This window comes from Bradyrhizobium iriomotense, from assembly GCF_018130765.1.
GTDB lineage: Bacteria > Pseudomonadota > Alphaproteobacteria > Rhizobiales > Xanthobacteraceae > Bradyrhizobium > Bradyrhizobium iriomotense_A.
On the sequence record NZ_JAFCJZ010000013.1, the window covers coordinates 214,195 to 228,552 of the forward strand.

A 14,358-nucleotide genomic window follows, 5' to 3' on the forward strand; every position below is an offset into this window, starting at 1 on the left:
CGCGGAGATCATGCGCCCTTAAGCCAGCAAGTCAGGCAGCGAGCGGCGGATGCTGGATCGCGTGCTCATCGAAGATCGCGACCGCCTCGAAGCGGTAGCCGCAGGCCTGGCACTTCCAGAGATAGGAAACGCGGCCTTCGCCCGGCTCGATCCAGTCCGGGAACGGGATCGGTGTGCCACATTGTGCACAAGGGTTCTGCTTGGGAATGTCGTCGATGTCTGCTGGGGTCATGGACGTCCTCCCGAGTGCTGGTTTTGAATCGCACTTTTTGGGCGAATGCGCGAATGGACAGACCCGCTGTCGCGTAAGGCACTCCGCCAGCTCTGAACTTAACCTAGGTTTAAGTCGTAAAAGCGACGGGCCGGCGAAAATCGCCGCGGGTGGCATTTCGCCACATCATCGCCGTGTTCCCACGGCCTAAACCGCAAGGGTGCAGGTCCGTTCTGCCGAGGAATATTTCGATGAAAATTTTGCGTATTGCCGTGCTCGCTGCGGCAGGGCTGATGATGACGCAGGCCGCATTCGCGGGCGAAGCCGAATATGCCGAGATGGTTGCGATGCATGCGCGCGCCAACGGCGTGCCGGAGGCGCTGGTGCATCGCGTCATCATGCGCGAAAGCCGCTACCAGCCCCGCCTCATCGGCCACGGCGGCACCATCGGGCTGATGCAGATCAAGCTCGCGACCGCGCGCGGCGTCGGCTACACCGGCGATGCCGCCGGTCTGCGCGATCCCAACACCAATCTCACCTATGCGGTGAAGTACCTCGCCGGCGCCTATCGCGCCGCCAACGGCGACCACGCACGAGCTGTGCGTTATTTCGCGGGCGGCTATTACTACGTTGCAAAGCGGCAGCGTCAGGAGGCCACGCAGGTCGCCAATGCGAGCGAGACCTGGCTCGAGCCGAACGGCAACCCGCAGCCGATGTTCGGCGCGCCGCATAAGAAGCTCGCCCAGCACGTGCGCAATGCGCGGGCGCAGGCGCTGAAATAGCAACTCTCGTGTCCCGGGCGCACTGCGGCGCGTAGTGCCGCAGTGCCGAACCGGGACCCATGCCAGCCACGCAAAAATGGGCCCCGGCTCTGCGACGCATCACGCCGCGAAGGGCGGCGCGATGCGTCGCGTCCGGGGCACGGACCGTGGGGTTCCCGGCAACACGCGTTGACCACCCCGCCTCCCTGGCATACATTAGACCCGTTCCGAGGGGTGCTCCGAGGAGGAGCTGAGATACCGCTAAATGGGCAATACCGCCCAGGACCGCGGTGACCCTTTGAACCTGATCCGGGTCATGCCGGCGAAGGGACAGGGATGTTGCAGACCACCAAGCGACCGGACTCACCGGTAAATATCATCGGCGCAGGCATTGCCGGCGCCTGGCAGGCGCTGTTGTTCGCGCAGGCCGGCCACACCGTGACGCTACACGAGCGCGGTGACGCCGGAATGACCGATTCCACCAGCCATTGGGCCGGCGGCATGCTGGCGCCCTATTGCGAGGCGGAGGTCGCCGAACCCATCATCTCAAGGCTGGGCTTGCGCTCCCTCGACATCTGGCGGCGCGAGCTGCCCGACACCCCCTTCAACGGCTCGCTCGTCGTCGCCCATCCGCGCGAGCGCAACGATTTCGAGCGCTTTGCCCGCATGACCGAAGGCCACCGCCGGCTCGATGCCGCCGCTCTCGCCGAGCTCGAGCCGTCGCTGGAGGGACGTTTTCGCGATGCGCTGTTCTTCCCGACCGAGGGCCATGTCGAGCCGCGCCGCGTGCTGCCGAAGCTGCATGAGCGCATCCTTGCCGCCGGCGGCACCATCAAGTTCGACAGCGACGTCACCGCAAAGGATCTCGCAAACCTTGATCCCAGGGGCATCGTGATCGACTGCCGCGGCCTTTCCGCGCGCGAGGAGCAGCCTGACTTGCGCGGCGTCAAGGGCGAGATGATCCTGATCGAGACCAGCGAGGTGCAGCTGTCGCGCCCGGTGCGGCTGATCCATCCGCGCTGGCCGCTCTACGTGATTCCGCGCGAGCAGAACCTGTTCATGCTGGGCGCGACCTCGATCGAGGCCGAGGACACCGGCGTCAGCGTGCGCTCGGCGCTGGAGCTCTTGGGCGCGGCCTACACGGTGCACCCCGCCTTCGGCGAAGCCCGCATCCTCGAGTTCGGCTCGGGCCTGCGCCCCGCTTACCCCGACAATCTGCCGCGCATCGGCATCCGCGGCGAGACCATCGCCGTCAACGGCCTCTACCGCCACGGCTTCCTGATCGCGCCGGCACTCGCCGAGCTGACGCTTGCCTATGTCCAGCGCGGCCAGATCGACAACGAGGTGATGCAATGCTTGTGACCGTCAACGGCGAGCAGCGCGAGATCAATTCGGCCAGCGTCGATGCGCTGCTCACCGAGCTCGACTACGAAGGCACGCATTTCGCGATCGCGCTCAACTACGACGTCGTGCCGAAAAGCCGCTGGGCCGAGACGAGCCTGAAGGCCGGCGACGAGATCGAGATCATCACGCCGCGGCAGGGAGGGTGATGGAATGGCACGCTCTCTCCACGTCGTCCCGGCGAAGGCCGGGACCCATAACCACTACCCTTCGTTGGGACTGACGATCTCTCCCTGCGTGCCCCACGCGAAATCACGCGGTATGGGTCCCGGCCTTCGCCGGGACGACAGTTGTGTTTAAGGAGACACCTCCCACATGGTGACCTTCTACGGCAAGTCCTTCGCCTCGCGCCTCCTCATCGGCAGCGCGCTCTATCCTTCGCCCGCGATCATGCAGGAGGCGATCCGCGCCTCCGGCTCGAACATTGTCACGGTGTCGCTGCGCCGCGAATCCGCCGGCGGCAAGACCGGGGACGCGTTCTGGAAGCTGATCCGCGAGCTCGACGTGACCGTGCTACCGAACACCGCCGGCTGCCGCACCGTGCGCGAAGCGGTGACCACGGCAAAGCTCGCGCGCGAGCTGTTCAACACAAGCTGGATCAAGCTGGAAGTCATCGCCGACAACGACACGCTGCAGCCCGACGTCGTCGGCCTCGTCGAAGCCGCCACCATCCTGATCAAGGACGGCTTTGAGGTGTTCCCCTATTGCACCGAGGATCTCTCGGTCGCGAACCGCCTGGTCGATGCCGGCTGCAAGGTGGTGATGCCGTGGGCCGCTCCCATCGGCAGCGCGAAAGGCATCACCAACCGCGATGCGCTCAAACTGCTGCGCGAGCGCCTGCCCGACATCACGCTGGTGGTCGACGCCGGCATCGGTGCGCCCTCGCACGCCGCGCAGGCGCTCGAGCTCGGCTATGACGCCGTGCTGCTCAACACCGCCATTGCCAAGGCCGCCGATCCCGTCGCCATGGCGAACGCCTTCCGTCTCGGCTGTGATGCCGGCCGCACCGCTTACGAGGCCGGGCTGATGAACGCCCGCGACTTCGCCTCCCCCTCCACCCCTGTCGTTGGGACCCCGTTCTGGCATGCCGTATCCTGATCGTTTCTATCCCGTCGTCGACAGCCTCAAATGGGTCGAGCGACTGACCAAGCTCGGCGTCGGCACCGTCCAGCTGCGCACGAAAGACCTCGACGACGCGCAGGCCCTGCAGATCGTCACCGACGCGCTGGCGATCACCGAGGGCACGCAGGCCAAGCTCGTCGTGAACGACTATTGGCGCGCGGCGATCGTCGCCGGCGCAAAGTACCTGCATCTCGGCCAGGAGGATCTGGCGGATGCCGACCTCAAAGCCATCCGCGAGGCCGGCCTTCTGTTCGGCATCTCCACCCATGACGACGCCGAGCTTGCCACCGCGCTTGCGGCAAAGCCCGATTACGTCGCGCTCGGCCCGATCTTCTTCACCACGCTCAAATCGATGCGCTTCGAACCGCAGGGCATCCCGAAGATCACGGAATGGAAGAAGCGCATCGGCACCATCCCGCTGGTCGCGATCGGCGGCATCAAGTTCGAGCACGCCGCGGAGATCTTTGCCGCCGGCGCGGATTCCATCGCCGTCGTCAGCGACGTCACCCAGAACGCCGACCCGGATGCACGGGTGCGGCAGTGGCTCGGCGAGTCAAAGGAGGCGGCATGATGCATGTCCATCCCTGTTCATTCCGTCACCCCCGCGCAACGGCGCAGCCGTTGTCGCTAGAGGTGGCCGCTTCTTCAGCGGCCCTCGAAGGGCGACGGCCCGGCTCTTTCATCCTTCGAGGCTCGCCCTGCGGTGCACTGCACCGCACGGCGCGCACCTTCAGCGACGAGCGCTTCGCGCTCGCGCGGAGATGACGAGAGCAACAGCACACATACGAATTTAACGGAGGATCCCATGAACATCCGCTCCAACCCCGACAAGACCGTCCCTGCCGTCACCACCGGCCCGCTGCCCTCCTCGCGCAAGATCTTTGCATCGCCCGACGCCGCACCGGACCTGCGCGTGCCCTTGCGCGAGATCATCCTCTCCGAAGGCGCCGGCGAGCCGAACCTGCCGGTCTACGACACCTCGGGCCCCTACACCGATCCGTCCGTCACCATCGACGTCAACGCCGGCCTTGCCCGCAACCGCAAGCAATGGGTGCTGGAGCGCGGCGGCGTCGAGGAGTATGAGGGCCGGCAGATCAAGCCGGAGGACAATGGCAGCGTCTCCACCGACAAGGCCGCGCGCGCCTTCTCCGCCTATCACAAGCCGCTGCGCGGCCTCGACGGCCACAAGATCACACAGCTCGAATTCGCCCGCGCCGGCATCGTCACCAAGGAGATGATCTACGTCGCCGCGCGCGAAAATCTCGGCCGCAAGCAGCAGCTCGAGCGCGCTGAAGCCGCCCTCGCCGACGGCGAAAGCTTCGGCGCGTCCGTCCCCGCCTTCATCACACCGGAATTCGTGCGCGACGAGATCGCGCGCGGCCGCGCCATCATCCCCTCCAACATCAACCACAGCGAGCTCGAGCCGATGATCATCGGCCGCAACTTCCTGACCAAGATCAACGCCAATATCGGCAACTCGGCGGTGACGTCGTCGGTCGAGGAAGAGGTCGAGAAGATGGTGTGGGCGATCCGCTGGGGCGCCGACACCGTGATGGACCTCTCGACGGGCCGCAACATCCATACCACCCGCGAATGGATTCTGCGCAACTCGCCGGTGCCGATCGGCACCGTGCCAATCTACCAGGCGCTGGAGAAGTGCAACGGCGATCCGGTGGCGCTCACCTGGGAGCTCTACAAGGACACGCTGATCGAGCAGTGCGAGCAGGGCGTCGACTATTTCACCATTCACGCCGGCGTGCGCCTGCAATACATCCACCTCACCGCCAACCGCGTCACCGGCATCGTCTCGCGCGGCGGCTCGATCATGGCGAAGTGGTGCCTGGCGCACCACAAGGAGAGCTTCCTCTACACGCATTTCGACGAGATCTGCGACCTCATGCGCAAGTATGACGTCTCGTTCTCGCTCGGCGACGGCCTGCGTCCCGGCTCGATTGCGGATGCCAACGACCGCGCGCAGTTTGCCGAGCTCGAAACGCTCGGCGAGCTCACGAAGATCGCGTGGGACAAGGGCTGCCAGGTCATGATCGAGGGCCCCGGTCATGTGCCGATGCACAAGATCAAGATCAACATGGACAAGCAGCTCAAGGAGTGCGGCGAGGCGCCGTTCTACACGCTTGGACCGCTGACCACCGACATCGCGCCGGGCTATGACCACATCACCTCAGGCATTGGCGCTGCCATGATCGGCTGGTTCGGCTGCGCCATGCTCTGCTACGTCACGCCGAAGGAGCATCTCGGCCTGCCCGATCGCAACGACGTCAAGACCGGCGTCATCACCTACAAGATCGCCGCCCACGCGTCCGATCTCGCCAAGGGCCACCCCGCAGCCCAGCTGCGCGACGACGCCCTCTCCCGCGCGCGGTTCGAATTCCGCTGGACCGACCAGTTCAACCTCGGCCTCGATCCGGATACGGCAAAGAGCTTCCACGACGAGACCCTGCCGAAGGAAGCCCACAAGGTCGCCCATTTCTGCTCGATGTGCGGCCCAAAGTTCTGCTCGATGAAGATCACGCAGGACGTGCGGGATTATGCGGCGACGCTGAACGATCCGAACAGCGTGGGGATGTCGATCAGCGGTACCGCCGAGGACGGCATGGCCAGGATGAGCGCGAAGTTCAAGGAGATGGGGAGCAGCGTTTATCTTGATGCGGAGAAGGTGAAGGAGAGTAATCGGGTGTTGTGAGCATCATCCGAAACCCAACGCACTTCAGAGCCGAGAGGACGGCTCGGCTCTGAAGCAATCGCGCCTACCCCGTAAGTTTTCGGGTCCCGTTGATCAAAATTAGAAAGCCAGAATCGTAATAGAATTGCTTCTCAGCAAATTCTTGGTGGACCTTGAGACGCTCGATTTGCCGACCGGTTAGATTCCCGCCCCGCTGAACGTATGCCATCACACCATTGAACATCGTCGTATATGGGTGGATTGTGATCCGGTTTCGATTCCCCTCTAATTTGATCGCTTCATCAAGAAAATCGAATGCCTCTGCAAACGGCCGCTCGAACTTAGCCTCCTGCTTCATTTGCTCAAGTAGAATTCTCCCAAGCGTGGTGAGGCCGAGTGGATGCCGCTCAATACTGATCGCATGTCTGGCGTGAGAAACAGCCTGATTCAGATCAGCCACTTTTGAATAGGTCAGATATCGATCCAATTTCAGTAGAGCCAGCTGCTCCCAGTAGCGTGAATTCCAATCCCAAAATCTTTTCATTCTGAGATAGAATTCCTCGGAACGACTCGGGATGAACTCGCGAACGACGTCGTCATAGTCAAACAAGCGGCCTGCGATTCGAGCCTCAGGCGTACGCTTCCTTAGCGCTTCACGATTACATAAGAAGACAAGTACGAGCCAACAGCGCAATAGACATCAAAGACAAGCGAGGGATCCAACTCTTGCACCCTCCGCAGCACCTGCTCGCCCAATATAGGATTTAGCGGCACGACATAGTCCCGCTGCCCCTCATTAGAGTATGCTAACGGCAGCATATCGCGCGAACTGAATTGTCGCTGCAGATCGACAGGATCGAAAGCACTCGACAGAATATCATAACGGAGGCCAGCTCGATAACAATAGCTCGCCACTGCACTCGCGAGATAGCGCTGTATCCGGGCCGAATCGGCATCCTTCAACAGCGATCTAATGATATCTTCCGCGGACCTAAAGTTGTTTAATATTCGGCAAACGGCGAGCGCTATTGGATCGTGGGAAACGTCCTGAGCGTGCATGTCGATATACTTGGCCGGTATGCTTGCCAACCCAACGTCGTCCAATTTTTGCGCGAGTAGCTTTGCTTCTTCAACATTAAACGCAGAAAGCGTAAACGTGGCCCGCGCATTTCCCGCTAACGTCTGGAGAACATAATTCATTCGATAGGCACGCTCGCACCCCAGAATGAGAAAGTCGTTTCGATTTATGTTTTTGTACAGCTCGACGATCGCCGGAACATGGTCAGCAAAGTCGTCACAAGATATAATGAAAGGTCCCTTGAGCAAATTGAATATCTTCGCGCATAGATCGATGTCGGGCGTAGAAATTGACCGATAGTCAAAGATCGAGAAACCTTCGGCTGCAAGATCGAACAGGGCACGTCGGAGGACTGTGCTTTTTCCGGTGCCAGCATTCTCATCGATCAGCAGGAAGTTGACGTCCCAACTCTTGCCGGACATCCGCCTCCGAATTTCGCTCTTAAGAGCAAGTGTCGACTTGCGCGGTATGTCACGACCAAGCGCGATATCTTCTAAAGATGGTGCTCGTCCAACCAAGAAACCCAGGTCGGCATTTTCCTGGACTTGGTGAGCGACAACAAATGAGAAATCGCGAGAAAAGAGTGCGAGGTCTTTTGTTTTTGGATTTGTTGCAAAATGATCCTTTGACAATCCAGAAGGTGCACTAATTGGAAGAGGCCGATCCGGAAAATTGGTCAATAGCTCAGATAAGAATTCGTCGAACGTCCCGCTGTAAAGTACAAGCCCGTGGCGCGCACATTCCTTCTCAGTTGCCGCATCTGGAAAGGGCTCTATCAGGAACGAAGGCCCGCGATCCGTGCGAACAGAATGGACGGACCTTCCCGATAGGAAGTATTCCAAGTCTGGCTCTTCGAGGCTCGTTCCGGCAATAACGAAAGGTTCAGTTGCTAAGGTGTGTGCTAAGACATTGACCCACGGATTGCCTGGCCCCATCGATCCAGCATATTCCGCTAAGGAGAAGATATAGCCATCTTCGGGGCGTTGCGACCACCCATGTATGTGCGCAATTTGCAAGCACGTGATATCGCTCGCCTCGACGTATGGAGCCAAACGACCTCTTGGATCCGCAGTTTGCAACGAGGATTTCACCTTATAGGAAGCTTCTAGCGCATCATCGATGTTCAAGGTATAAACGCGATGCCAAAAGAAGTGAGGCAGCTTTAAAAGAGCGGGGCTCGGAGTACAATTCGAGAATGCGTCGGTGAGATATTGATCCTTTTCTGGCTGCGTAAGCTGACCATATGCTCGAGCCAGAGACGAATTTGACTTCAACCCTTTCAATGCGACTAACTGTTGCCGCAGTTGATCCCCTAGGGGTAGATCCTTTCCTGAGCTCAGTTTCCCACCGACGTTTACGCCGGCACCTAGGAAAAGCGAGTAGCGCCCCGCCAATAGGGTCTCGCGCAAATCGCCTAGCAAGTTCGCTGGAATCGCCACGATAAGCACCTTCCGGGTTGCTGGTAGCCTTCGGTACAAGCGCAGAGTACACATATTCAACGGAAGGTATACTGGCGTAGCAACAGAAGCGCTGCAATCCTTCATCCTAAGCGCTCGCCCTCGACTGAACATGCGCGCATCTTGCGATGCAAACGATCTAGGGTGGCCCATACGATCTAGGGTGGCCCATTAATCTGAGGAATGAATTGCCTACCCCCGCCCTCCACCGCCTCCCCGACCAGCTCCGCCCCAACCTCGGTCTCGTCTTCGTCGGCACCGCCGCCTCGACGCGCTCGGCGGAGCTCGGACACTACTACGCCCATCCCGGCAACCGCTTCTGGCGCGCGATCCATGAGGCCGGGATCACGCCGCGGCGTTATCAGCCGGGCGAGTTCGCAGCGCTGATCGAGCTCGGGATCGGCTTCACCGATCTCTCCAAGACGGGCGCCGGGATGGATCACCAGATCGCGGCGGAGACGATCGACGTGCCCGGGTTCAGGGCGAAGATGGAAAAGTACCGGCCGCGGACGATTGCGTTCACGAGCAAGAAGGCGGCGAGCTTGTTTTACGGCAGACCGTCGAGTGCGATTTCGCTGGGGCGGCAGGCGCGCGATGGAAGCTGGCCGGAGATTTTTGTGCTGCCCTCGCCGTCCGGTGCGGCGTCGGGGAGTTGGACGCTGGAGCCTTGGCGGGAGTTGGCTAGGTGGATTAATTCATAGGGGTCAGCCGACAATAGCGCCTCACGCTCCGCTGTCGTCCCGGCGAAGGCCGGGACCCATACCGCGTGATTTATCGGTTGCGGGCGGCCGCAGTACCGAACGACGAGTCATCGCCAAACTTCTCCCTGGGGGTATGGGTCCCGGCCTTCGCCGGGACGACACCGTGGGTGGGGCACCGTCCCCCTCACCCCGCATACGCCTTGTCCAGCTCCGCGATCACGATCTTCCGCATCCCCATCATCGCCTGCATCACGCGGTTCGCTTTGGTGCGGTCGGGGTCCCCGAGATAGCGGCCGAGCACCGTCGGGATCACCTGCCAGGAGAGGCCAAACTTGTCCTTGAGCCAGCCGCACCTCGATTCCTCGCCGCCGTCGGCGGTGAGCGCTTTCCAGAAATAGTCGACCTCGCCTTGCGTCTCGACGCTGATGAAGAACGACACCGCCTCGTTGAAACGGTATTGCGGGCCGCCATTGAGCGCATGGAAGCGCTGGCCCTCGAGCTCGAACACCGCCATGAAGTCGCTGACGGTCTCGACTTTTGCGTCGGGAAACACCGATTTGTAGAACGCGACGGCCTCGGGGACGTTGTTGTCGAACCAGAGAAACGGCGTGATCGAGGTCATGAATGGGGCTCCTTTCGGCTCGGGCGCGGCGCACAGCCGCGCGCCGGTGTCCCAAGGACGTGGCGAGAAGCGGCGTTCCGACAGTGAGGATCGGATTTTCTTGTAGCCCGGATGAGCGACAGCGACATCCGGGACCGGCAGCTGCCCCGCATATCGCTATCGCTCATGCGGGCTACGGGCCCGAAAACGCGTTAGCCTGTCGGAAACAGCCCCTGCGACTCGTCCTCTGGACACAGCACACAATCACCCCGGAGCCCCCCAATGCCTCCCACCATCACCGCCTTCGAAAACTCCCCCGACCGCGGCCGCGGGCAGGCGCGTGACATGCGTGTCCGCTGGGCGCTTGAAGAGGTCGGCCAGCCCTATGACGTCCGCCTCGTGTCGTTCGCGGCGATGAAGCAGCCGGCGCATCTGGCGCTGCATCCGTTCGGGCAGATTCCGACCTATGAGGACGGCGATCTCGCCCTGTTCGAGTCCGGCGCGATCGTGCTCCACATCGCCGAGCGTCACGCCGGGCTGCTGCCCACCGATGCCAACGCGCGGAGCCGCGCGATCGCGTGGATGTTCGCCGCGCTGAACACGCTGGAGCCGCCGATCGTCGAGCTCGGCATGGCGATGCTGTTCGAGCGCGACAGGAGCTGGTACGCGGAGCGGCAACCGGTCCTGCAGGATCGCGTCCGTATCAGGCTCGGCGAACTGTCGCGCCACATCAGTGGTGCCGACTGGCTCGACGGCGCGTTCAGCGCCGGCGATCTCATGATGGTGACGGTGCTGCGCCGGCTGAACACGTCGGGTCTGCTGGACGAATACCCTGCCCTCGCCGCCTATGTCGCCCGCGGCGAAGCGCGGCCGGCGTTCCGGCGCGCGTTCGATGCGCAACTGGCGGTGTTCAACGCGGCATCGCGTTCGTAGGGTGGGTTAGACGTGCGGATGCGCGAAGCGCAGTCCGCTCGTCGTAACCCACCGCTTCTGTCGCCGCGGCGGCAGACGTGGTGGGTTACGCCAAGGGACTGCGCTTCGCACAGTCCGGGGCTAACCCACCCTACGAGGTACGACGTCATTCCTCGAACAATTCCTTGAACAGCATCTTTGCGCGCTCGAGCCCTTCGGGGGTGAACATCACCGATTTCACCTTGCCGACGGGATCGTAAATCATCTCCTTGTCATGCAGCCGGCCAAGCACGTCCCAGTCGAAGCCCTTCCATGCCCGATCGCCGTCGTGCAGGGTCAGATAGAGCAGGGCCAGCGCCGCATCGTCGATCTTGTCCTTGTTGATGGCCATCCTGGTCTCCTACAAAGCGATGCTGAGGCCATCCTATTGGGCAATCAGCAATCTGCAATGGCTCCCTGTGTAGCCCGGATGAGCGCAAGCGATATCCGGGTCCGCAGTTGACCCGCATGTCGCTTCCGCTCATGCGGGCTACGGGACACCATTGCGCCCGTCGCCGCACCTCTGCATTCTACCTCCGCCACCCCCAGAGGAGCCCGCCCATGCTGACCCTCTATTCCTACCCACAACTCTTCGGCGTCGCTGACAACAACGGCTACGGCCTCAAGGTCTGCGCCTTCCTCAAGCTCGCGGGCGTGCCGTTCGTGCACGAGCACATCTTCGATGCCTCCGCCGCGCCGCGCGGGCAGTTGCCCTATATCGTCGACGACGGCGAGACCATCGGCGACAGCGAGACCATCATCGCGCATGCGACCAGCAAATATCGCCTGACCATCGATGCGGCGCTATCGGAGGAGCAGCGCCGCACCAATCATTTCGTCACGCGCATGCTGGATGATCTCTACTGGGTGATGTCGTATTCGCGCTGGAAGGACGAGCGCTTCTATCCGGCGTTCCGCGACGGTTTCATCGCGCAGCATCCGCAGGTCAGCGCCGAAGGGTTCGAGAAGGCGAAGGCGTACAACGCGCAGCGCTATCATTACCAGGGCATCGGCCGCTACACGCCCGAGCAGGCTTACGTGCGGGGCCTGGCCGATCTGCAGGTGCTGGCCGAGATCGTGCCGGCCGCGGGCTTCGTGCATGGCGCTGCGCCGACCAGCGTCGATGCCGGCATCTACGGTTTCGTCGCCAACATCTATTATTTTCCGATCCCGACGCCGCTGAAGGCCTTCGTCGATGCGCACGCAAATCTCGTCGCGCATTGCGAGCGGATTCATGCGATGGTGAGTGGATCGTAGGGTGGGTTAGCTCCGGGCTGCGCAAAGCGCAGTCCCGCAGCGTAACCCACCTCTTCTCTTTCCGCGGCGGCAGAAGCGGTGGGTTACGCCCCCGCAGATGCGCTGCGCGCATCCGCGAGGCTAACCCACCCTACGGCACTGTCTTCTATCGCATCGTGATAGCGAGACCGCTGAGATCCGCATTCGCCATCAGGCCGACCTGCGTGCCGGAGAGCTCCAGCACCGCGCCCTTCTGGTTGGTGAGCACGATGGCGCGCGCACCGGCGCCGACCGCAAGGCCCGCACCGGCCGCGCCATAGACGCCGGCGACGTCGGAGGGGCGGTTGATGTTGGAGACGCGGCCGCGCAGCACGGTCTTGGAGCCGCCGAACACGAGGCCGTAGTCGAGCCCGCCGGTCGAGAGCGCGTAGGAGCGGCCGCGGAAGTTCAGCACGCCGCTCCCGCCCGAGCCGCCGATGATCCAGCCCGCCTTGTAGATCGTCAGCACCACGGTGCCGCCGTCGGCCAGCGCCGAGGTCGAGAGGCCGGCAAGCGCGGCAATGGCGACCAGCGCGGCGCGGAAGGTGGATGCGATCTTCATGGAGTGTCTCCGGGGGCTATTTTTTAGGGAGGGAAACGAATCAGACGCGGTCAATCTATCCGATCGATCGCGGCGGCAACATGATGGGCTGCCGCGAGGTGCCAGGTTCGGCAGCCCATTCGGCCGTCATCGCCCGCCTAGTGCGCAATTGCGCACAGGGGCGGGCGATCCAGTATTCCAGAAACGGTCATGATTGAACCGAGAAGCCGCGGCGTACTGGATGCCCCGCCTTCGCGGGGCATGACGGCGGAGTTTGTTGCCGCAGCACAGGCCAACCGCATCATGCCATTCTGCCCCTGTTTTGCCCGACGCCGCAATCGAATATTTCTCTTTTCCAGAATTCAAAAAAGACCAATGATTTCCATCCGGTCCCTACTGTGCATGGGGTTGTTTTCGCATTTTTTGTCTTTGCCCCTCTGCAACCCGATTGCAACTCCCCCGCATCCCGCTACGCTCCTGCTTCCGACACGCCCACGAGGTGATGCCATGCCGATCCAGCATTTCGCGGCCCCGCCGCACGTCAAGGCGCCGCCGCTGTCCTTTGCGACGCGCGTCGGCGACCTCCTGTTCGTCTCGGGCATTCCCGGCTTCGACGCCCATGGCGCGCTGCCCGACGGCTTCGAGGCGCAGTTCGCCAATGTCGTCGTCAACATCAGGCGCGTGCTGGACGAGGCCGGGGCCACCTTCCGCGACCTCGCCAAGGTCAACGTGCTCTTGACCCGCGCCTCGGACGTTGCCGCCATGAACGCGCTCTATGCCGGCGCCTTCGGCCCGCCGCCCTACCCCGCGCGCACCACATGCGTGGTGCATGCGCTGCCCGATCCGAAGATGCTGATCGAAATCGAGGCGGTCGCGTCGCTTGCGAAGTGAGCACGTGTGGCTTGCCGGGCACGCGGCCAAACCAAGTGCCCTGCAACGCCTGACATGTCCGTGAAACAGCACCTCCCCGGCTTGCCAAGGGCCGGCTTTTACCGCACGAATTTTTGCGTCACACTTCCCCACAAGGAGATATTTCATGCGTCGCGTTCTCGCCCTCTGTGCCGTTGCCGGCATCGCTAGTTCCGTCTTCGCCGTGCCCGCATCCGCAGCGCCGAGCTATTACGTGATCCGCTGGGACAACACCGGCATCTGCCAGGTCTGGAACGAGGACCTGAAGTACAAGCCGTTCCAGTGGGGCGTGTCGACCTACAAGGTCGTCAGCAAGCCGGTCCCGACCTTCACGGCCGCTTCCGACCTGCAGATCAAGATGCGCGCCGAGCGCCGCTGCACGCTCTAAAGCATGATCCGGAAAAGTGCGAAGCGGTTTTCCGGAAGGATCATGCGCAAACGACAACCTAAAGCGCGATGACGATTCATCGAAATCTCATCGCGCTTTAGGCTTGAGGCGACAGATCGGATTCAAAAGGGCGGGTCGCACGAAGCGGCCCGCCCTTCCTCTTTTTGGCGGACAGCCCTCTTTTTCAGCCGAAAGCGCGCATTTCCAGCGCCTGCGCTTTGAACCTCGTCAGCGCGCGGAACTACTCACATCTTGTCCGGGGCGCAGGCCAAAAAGCGC

The 14,358-nt window shown here is 62.2% G+C and carries 17 protein-coding genes and 1 riboswitch; of the genes, 11 read left to right on the plus strand and 6 right to left on the minus strand.

Annotation, left to right across the window (positions count from 1 at the left end; genetic code table 11):
- Positions 1-31 precede the first annotated feature (31 nt).
- Complete coding sequence (locus JQ635_RS22855; protein ID WP_211412016.1) at positions 32-232, minus strand: hypothetical protein; 201 nt, start codon at positions 230-232, stop codon at positions 32-34.
- A 230-nt stretch (positions 233-462) separates the two neighbouring features.
- Here JQ635_RS22855 and JQ635_RS22860 point away from each other — a divergent pair, with 230 nt between their 5' ends.
- The 6 genes from JQ635_RS22860 to thiC all read left to right on the plus strand — a co-directional run bounded on the left by JQ635_RS22860 (position 463) and on the right by thiC (position 6,199).
- Positions 463-993, plus strand: coding sequence for a lytic transglycosylase domain-containing protein (locus tag JQ635_RS22860; RefSeq protein WP_211412017.1), 531 nt, complete (start codon positions 463-465; stop codon positions 991-993).
- Between the two features lie 199 nt (positions 994-1,192).
- Positions 1,193-1,321, plus strand: a riboswitch (TPP riboswitch).
- Entirely contained in the window at positions 1,309-2,334 is a 1,026-nt protein-coding gene (locus JQ635_RS22865; RefSeq protein WP_211412019.1) for an FAD-dependent oxidoreductase, read from the plus strand. It overlaps the preceding riboswitch by 13 nt.
- Entirely contained in the window at positions 2,325-2,522 is a 198-nt protein-coding gene (gene thiS / locus JQ635_RS22870; RefSeq protein WP_211412020.1) for a sulfur carrier protein ThiS, read from the plus strand. Before JQ635_RS22865 ends, thiS begins: the two co-directional genes overlap by 10 nt.
- 166 nt (positions 2,523-2,688) lie before the next feature.
- Positions 2,689-3,471: a thiazole synthase gene (locus JQ635_RS22875; RefSeq protein ID WP_211412022.1), complete on the plus strand. Its 783-nt coding sequence runs from the start codon at positions 2,689-2,691 to the stop codon at positions 3,469-3,471.
- Positions 3,458-4,066, plus strand: a complete 609-nt coding sequence (locus JQ635_RS22880) for a thiamine phosphate synthase (RefSeq protein ID WP_211412024.1) — start codon at positions 3,458-3,460, stop codon at positions 4,064-4,066. The genes JQ635_RS22875 and JQ635_RS22880 overlap by 14 nt, the downstream gene beginning before the upstream one ends.
- A 234-nt stretch (positions 4,067-4,300) precedes the next feature.
- The gene (gene thiC, locus JQ635_RS22885; protein WP_211412026.1) at positions 4,301-6,199 is read left to right on the plus strand and encodes a phosphomethylpyrimidine synthase ThiC; all 1,899 of its coding nucleotides are present in this window, start codon (positions 4,301-4,303) and stop codon (positions 6,197-6,199) included.
- Between the two features lie 64 nt (positions 6,200-6,263).
- Here the strand turns inward: thiC and JQ635_RS22890 are convergent, their stop codons facing one another.
- On the minus strand, positions 6,264-6,788 hold the full coding sequence (locus tag JQ635_RS22890; RefSeq protein WP_211412028.1) for a hypothetical protein: 525 nt from the start codon (positions 6,786-6,788) through the stop codon (positions 6,264-6,266).
- 35 nt (positions 6,789-6,823) lie between these two features.
- Positions 6,824-8,695, minus strand: coding sequence for an SIR2 family protein (locus JQ635_RS22895; RefSeq protein ID WP_211412029.1), 1,872 nt, complete (start codon positions 8,693-8,695; stop codon positions 6,824-6,826).
- Between the two features lie 206 nt (positions 8,696-8,901).
- Between JQ635_RS22895 and JQ635_RS22900 the strand changes: the two genes are divergently transcribed.
- A complete protein-coding gene (locus JQ635_RS22900; protein ID WP_211412031.1) occupies positions 8,902-9,414 on the plus strand; it encodes a mismatch-specific DNA-glycosylase in 513 nt (170 codons plus the stop codon).
- A 184-nt stretch (positions 9,415-9,598) separates the two neighbouring features.
- Here JQ635_RS22900 and JQ635_RS22905 read toward each other — a convergent pair whose 3' ends face one another.
- Positions 9,599-10,036: a VOC family protein gene (locus JQ635_RS22905; protein ID WP_211412032.1), complete on the minus strand. Its 438-nt coding sequence runs from the start codon at positions 10,034-10,036 to the stop codon at positions 9,599-9,601.
- Positions 10,037-10,297: 261 nt separating this feature from the next.
- Here JQ635_RS22905 and JQ635_RS22910 point away from each other — a divergent pair, with 261 nt between their 5' ends.
- Positions 10,298-10,948, plus strand: coding sequence for a glutathione S-transferase family protein (locus JQ635_RS22910; RefSeq protein WP_211412033.1), 651 nt, complete (start codon positions 10,298-10,300; stop codon positions 10,946-10,948).
- A gap of 145 nt (positions 10,949-11,093) precedes the next feature.
- Here JQ635_RS22910 and JQ635_RS22915 read toward each other — a convergent pair whose 3' ends face one another.
- The gene (locus JQ635_RS22915) at positions 11,094-11,318 is read right to left on the minus strand and encodes a DUF6429 family protein (protein WP_211412035.1); all 225 of its coding nucleotides are present in this window, start codon (positions 11,316-11,318) and stop codon (positions 11,094-11,096) included.
- A 209-nt stretch (positions 11,319-11,527) separates the two neighbouring features.
- Here JQ635_RS22915 and JQ635_RS22920 point away from each other — a divergent pair, with 209 nt between their 5' ends.
- A complete protein-coding gene (locus tag JQ635_RS22920; RefSeq protein WP_211412037.1) occupies positions 11,528-12,223 on the plus strand; it encodes a glutathione S-transferase family protein in 696 nt (231 codons plus the stop codon).
- A 145-nt stretch (positions 12,224-12,368) separates the two neighbouring features.
- Here the strand turns inward: JQ635_RS22920 and JQ635_RS22925 are convergent, their stop codons facing one another.
- The gene (locus JQ635_RS22925) at positions 12,369-12,803 is read right to left on the minus strand and encodes a hypothetical protein (protein ID WP_211412040.1); all 435 of its coding nucleotides are present in this window, start codon (positions 12,801-12,803) and stop codon (positions 12,369-12,371) included.
- Positions 12,804-13,289: 486 nt separating this feature from the next.
- On the opposite strand from JQ635_RS22925, the gene JQ635_RS22930 reads away from it, so the two are divergent.
- Together JQ635_RS22930 and JQ635_RS22935 are read left to right on the plus strand one after the other, a co-directional pair.
- Complete coding sequence (locus JQ635_RS22930; protein ID WP_211412042.1) at positions 13,290-13,673, plus strand: RidA family protein; 384 nt, start codon at positions 13,290-13,292, stop codon at positions 13,671-13,673.
- A 145-nt stretch (positions 13,674-13,818) separates the two neighbouring features.
- Positions 13,819-14,079 (plus strand): hypothetical protein, encoded by a 261-nt coding sequence (locus tag JQ635_RS22935; RefSeq protein ID WP_211412043.1) that lies wholly within the window; start codon positions 13,819-13,821, stop codon positions 14,077-14,079.
- The last annotated feature ends 279 nt before the right edge of the window (positions 14,080-14,358 follow it).